This window comes from Paraburkholderia sp. (assembly GCF_036488505.1).
In the GTDB taxonomy this organism is placed as follows: domain Bacteria; phylum Pseudomonadota; class Gammaproteobacteria; order Burkholderiales; family Burkholderiaceae; genus Paraburkholderia.
Genome location: NZ_DASXHN010000169.1, coordinates 1 through 4,331 on the forward strand (window position 1 = coordinate 1; position 4,331 = coordinate 4,331).

The following is a 4,331-nucleotide window of genomic DNA, read 5'->3' on the forward strand; positions in this document are numbered from 1 at the left end:
TGGTCGATCATCTGGCGCAGAACGACGCGCATGCGTTGGGGATCGCGCGCAGCATCGTCGGCAATCTGAATCGCACGAAGCAGGTGCCGGTGGCGTTGCAGGAGCCGAAGCCGCCGCGCTATGACGTGAAGAGCATGTACGGCGTGATTCCCGTCGATACGCGCAAGCCCTTCGATATTCGCGAGGTAATCGCGCGTATCGTCGACGATTCCGCGTTCGACGAATTCAAGGCCCGTTACGGCACCACACTCGTGTGCGGCTTCGCGCATATCTGGGGGCACCCGGTCGGCATCATCGCGAACAACGGCATTCTGTTTTCGGAGTCGGCGCTCAAGGGCGCTCACTTCATCGAACTGTGCTGCCAGCGCAAGATTCCGCTGGTGTTCCTGCAGAACATCACGGGCTTCATGGTGGGCCGCAAATACGAAAACGAAGGCATCGCGCGTAACGGCGCGAAGATGGTGACCGCCGTGGCCACGGCGAAGGTGCCGAAGTTCACGGTGATCATCGGCGGTTCGTTCGGGGCGGGCAACTATGGCATGTGTGGCCGCGCGTATTCGCCGCGCTTCCTGTGGATGTGGCCGAACGCGCGCATCTCGGTGATGGGCGGCGAGCAGGCGGCCTCGGTGCTGGCCACGGTCAAGCGCGACGGCATCGAAGGCAAGGGCGGTGCGTGGAGCGCGGAAGAAGAAGAGGCGTTCAAGCAACCGATCCGCGATCAATACGAACACCAGGGCCATCCGTACTACGCCAGCGCCCGTCTGTGGGACGACGGCGTGATCGACCCGGCGCAAACGCGCGATGTGCTTGGCCTCGGCCTCTCGGCGACGATGAACGCACCGATCGAAGACACGCGTTTCGGCGTGTTCAGAATGTGACAGAGCGCAACGCGCAGGAGCTGTAACGATGCAATACGAAACGCTGAATGTCGCTTTCGCCGGGCAGATCGCCACGGTCACGCTGAATCGGCCTGACGTGCGCAACGCGTTCAATGAAACGATGATCGCCGAGATCACCTCGATTTTCACGGCTCTGAACGCGCGCGACGACGTACGCGCGGTAGTGCTCGCCGCGAACGGCAAGGCGTTCTGCGCGGGCGCCGATCTGAACTGGATGAAGAAGATGGCCGGCTACTCGGACGACGAGAACCGTGCCGACGCGATGCTGCTGGCGAACATGCTGTCGTCGATCTATCGCTGCAGCAAACCGGTAGTCGCACGGGTGAACGGCGACGCCTACGCGGGCGGCATGGGTCTGATCTCGGCGTGCGATATCGTCGTCGCGGTGGAGAGCGCGCGTTTTTGCCTGTCGGAAGCGCGTCTCGGCCTGATCCCGGCCACCATCGCGCCGTACGTGATCCGCGCGCTGGGTGAGCAGGCGTCGCGCCGCTACTTCGCGACCGCTGAGCAGTTCGATTGCGCGACGGCGTTCCGTCTGGGCCTGGTAAGCGAAGCAGTCAGCACGGAACAACTCGACGCGACCGTGCAGCAGATCGCTGAGACGCTTTGCGCAAACGGTCCGCAAGCGGTGCGTGCCTGCAAGCAGCTCGTGCAGGATATCGCCGGCCATGAGTTGAACGCGGCGCTGATCGAGGACACGGCGGCGCGCATTGCGCGCACGCGGGCCGGCGCGGAAGCTCGCGAAGGCATCGCGTCGTTCCTCGAGAAACGCACGCCAGGCTGGCGCGACTGACGCTTTATTTTCCCGCGCGCGTGTTGCCTGTTTTGCGTGTTTTGCATGTTCGTGCGGGTTCGCTCGTGTTCGCTCGTGTTCGTATAAGCGCCGCTAAAAACAACCGCTCCGTAGCGCCTATTTCATCGAGACACTCATGTTCAACAAGATCCTGATTGCCAACCGGGGCGAGATTGCGTGCCGCGTCGCGGCGACCTGCAAGCGGCTCGGCATCGCGAGCGTGGCCGTTTATTCGGACGCGGACGCCAACGCGAAACACGTCGCCGCTTGCGACGAAGCAGTTCATATCGGCGGTTCGACGGCGGCGGAAAGTTATCTGCGCATCGAACGCATCATTGAGGCCGCGCGCGCGACCGGCGCGCAGGCCGTGCATCCGGGCTACGGTTTTCTGTCCGAGAACGAGGCGTTCGCGCAGGCGTGCGAAGCGGCCGGCATCGTCTTTATCGGGCCGCCGGTCGAGGCGATCGCGGCGATGGGCTCGAAGGCCGCCGCGAAAGCGCTGATGCATGCGGCCGCGGTGCCGCTGGTGCCCGGCTATCACGGCGACGACCAGGATCCGCAACTTCTGCAACGCGAAGCGGATGCAATCGGCTATCCGGTGTTGCTGAAGGCGAGCGCGGGCGGCGGCGGCAAGGGTATGCGCGTGGTCGAGCGCAGCGCGGATTTCGCGGCGGCACTGCTGTCGTGCAAGCGCGAAGCGGCGAGCAGCTTCGGCAACGATCGGGTGCTGATCGAGAAGTATCTGACGCGGCCGCGTCACGTCGAAGTGCAGGTATTCGCCGACCGCCACGGCGGCGCGGTCTACCTGTTCGACCGCGATTGCTCTGTGCAGCGGCGCCATCAGAAGGTGCTCGAGGAGGCGCCCGCGCCGGGGCTCGACGCCCATGTGAAGCGTGCGATGGGCGAAGCGGCGGTGGCTGCGGCGCGCGCGGTCAACTACGTCGGCGCGGGCACGGTCGAGTTCATCATGACGCCGGGCGGCGAGTTCTATTTCATGGAGATGAACACGCGCCTGCAGGTCGAGCATCCGGTCACCGAGATGGTGACCGGGCAAGACCTTGTCGAATGGCAATTGCGCGTTGCCGGCGGCGAGCCGTTGCCGCTCACGCAAGAGCAACTGAAACTCGACGGTCACGCGATCGAAGCGCGCATCTACGCCGAGCATCCGGCGCGCGGCTTCCTGCCGTCGACGGGCACGCTCAAGCATCTGCGCATGCCGCAAGGCGTCGAGTTCGCGATCGACGCGGCCGGTCTCGGCGAGCCGGGCCGCAAGGCGGCGGTGCGGATCGACAGCGGCGTGCGCGAGGGCGATGCGATTACGCCGTTTTACGATCCGATGATCGCCAAGCTGATCGTGCATGGCGCGACCCGCGACGAAGCGCTGGCGCGGCTGTCCCGCGCGCTGCATGCATGCGAGGTGGTGGGGCCGCATACGAACGTCGAGTTTTTGCAGCGCATTGTCGCGAGCGAGCCGTTTGGGAGCGGCGATCTGGACACCGGTTTGATCGAGCGTCATCACGATGCGCTGTTCGCGCCGGCGAAAAAGCCTTTCAAGGAAGCGCTCGCGCTTGCATGCGCCGCGCTGCTCACGCGCGAGGGCGGCACCGCGCACGGTGCGTCGCCGTGGGACGCGCTGTCGCACTGGCGGCTCAACAGCGGCTACACGCAAACGCTCGGCTGGCGCGCGATCGACGACCGCGCCGGCGATGACCGCGACACCGCGTTCACGGTCGTATTCGCGCGCAACGGCGATGCGCAGTCGCTCGAACACGACGGCGTGCGCGAAGACTTCACGTGGTCGGCCGGCACGGGCGCGCACGAATTCCGCGCGACGATCGGCGATGCGCGCGTCACGGGGCATGTGTTCGTCGACGGTGACAGATTCCATGTGTTTTGCCATGGCGAGACGCTGGCCTTCGAGTGGCAGAACCTGCTCGCCCATGCCGGCGATGCCGAAGGCGGCGAAGGGCGGCTGACCGCGCCGATGCCGGGCAAGGTGATCGCGGTGCTGGTGGAGCCGGGCGCGGTGGTCGAAAAGGGCACGCCGCTGATCGTGATGGAAGCAATGAAGATGGAGCACACGATCGGGGCGCCGTCGGCGGGTACCGTTACCGAGGTGCTTTATGCGGTGGGGGATCAGGTGAGTGATGGTGCGCAGTTGCTGGTGCTGGACGTGCAGTAGGGAGTGGACGTGCAGTAGGGCTGGACGTGCAGTAGGCGCGGGATACGCGGGTGAATCAGTTGGGGAGGCGGCGGTTGAGCGTATGCGGGGAGTGCGTGCCGAGGGCGCAACCGCTAGCTGTTGTCGCTGCCGGTAGCGAAGCCTACGCATGAGCCGGTGATCGAGCAGACGAACCGGCGCAGGAGCGAGTACGCAGTTCCGGCTTGTAGTCGCGGATGTGGCCGGGCGCGCCGGGTAGGCGGGTAAATCAGGCGGGTAAATCAGGCGGGTAAATCAGGCGGCCGGACAGGTGGGAAGGTCGGGCGGGAAGATCGGGCGGAAGGTCAGGCTGGAAGATCAGGCGGGGAGGTCAGGCGGGAAGATCGGGCGGGAAGGTCAGGCAGGCGGACCAGGTGGGAAAGCCGGGCGGAAAATTAGGCGGGGACATCAGGCGCAGAGATCAGGCGGGAAGATCAGG

Annotated in this window: 3 protein-coding genes; all 3 read left to right on the forward strand. The window is 65.3% G+C overall.

The window, feature by feature from the left end; translation table 11 throughout:
• The coding region (locus VGH68_RS09930) for a carboxyl transferase domain-containing protein (RefSeq protein WP_331603420.1) at window positions 1-878 on the forward strand (878 nt) is incomplete at its 5' end.
• Window positions 879-906: 28 nt separating this feature from the next.
• Entirely contained in the window at window positions 907-1,692 is a 786-nt protein-coding gene (locus tag VGH68_RS09935; RefSeq protein WP_331603421.1) for an enoyl-CoA hydratase/isomerase family protein, read from the forward strand.
• 136 nt (window positions 1,693-1,828) lie between these two features.
• Window positions 1,829-3,874: an acetyl/propionyl/methylcrotonyl-CoA carboxylase subunit alpha gene (locus tag VGH68_RS09940; RefSeq protein WP_331603422.1), complete on the forward strand. Its 2,046-nt coding sequence runs from the start codon at window positions 1,829-1,831 to the stop codon at window positions 3,872-3,874.
• Window positions 3,875-4,331 lie beyond the last annotated feature (457 nt).

What these genes read in the sequence shown, in the direction of transcription:
- VGH68_RS09935 (WP_331603421.1), top strand. Translation starts at nt 907, where the DNA reads ATGCAATACGAAACGCTGAATGTCGCTTTCGCCGGGCAGATCGCCACG.
- VGH68_RS09940 (WP_331603422.1), top strand. Translation starts at nt 1,829, where the DNA reads ATGTTCAACAAGATCCTGATTGCCAACCGGGGCGAGATTGCGTGCCGC.